We start from the raw sequence: 789 nt of genomic DNA, 5'->3' as shown, positions 1-789 counted from the left end.
AACGATTTATTTTTGGCAATCTTTGTTATGGCAATTTGGGGCTTTAACTTTTCGATGATCAAAATGGGTATCACGGAGGTTCACCCTCTATTAGCGACGGCTGCGCGATTTACGTTGGCGGTGATTCCTGCGATTTTTTTCATTCGGAGCCCAAACGTTGCATGGCGTTTTCTGTTTAGTTACGGGTTAGTTTTTGGTGTTGGTATCTGGGGCATGGCGTCGTGGTCGATTACAGCAGGCTTATCATCTGGTATGTCATCGGTTTTGCTATCGTCAAATGCGCTCATCAGCATGGCTGTAGGAGTATTCATTAATAAAGAAACTGCATCAAAAAGGAAAGTTATTGGTGCGGTAACAGCACTCATTGCACTGATGGTCCTTGTTTCAGCAACCAACGGTAATGTGACGTTACAAGGCGGAATCTTCATCATGATAGCCGCGACTTGCTGGACCATTATGGGGATGATCGGTAAAGCGTCTAAAACCACTCAAGCCTTTGCGTTCAATGTATGGGGAATGTTATTCGCGCCCATTCCATTGGTTATGTTTGCGGTGAGTATTTACGGACCAAACATCGTGACGGAAGCATTTGAAGTATGGGATATGAATACGACGATTGCTGTTCTGTTCCAAGCTTATCCAACAACGTTGTTTGGCTACTGGATCTGGAATCGATTGTTAATTCGATACCCATTGAGTACGACCGCACCGATGACTCTCTTGGTACCTGTTTTTGCTTTGATATCTGGGTACTACATGTACGATGAAATGCTAAGTACCGCGCAAGTT

Annotated in this window: 1 protein-coding gene; it reads left to right on the top strand. The window is 44.2% G+C overall.

The window, feature by feature from the left end; genetic code table 11:
• On the top strand, positions 1-789 hold a 789-nt coding region (locus tag KIV40_RS35320), incomplete at both ends, for an EamA family transporter (protein ID WP_285354139.1).

It is taken from the genome of Vibrio sp. D173a, from assembly GCF_030248475.1.
Note: the sequence above shows the minus strand (reverse complement) of the source record. Positions and strands in the feature narration are given on the sequence as shown.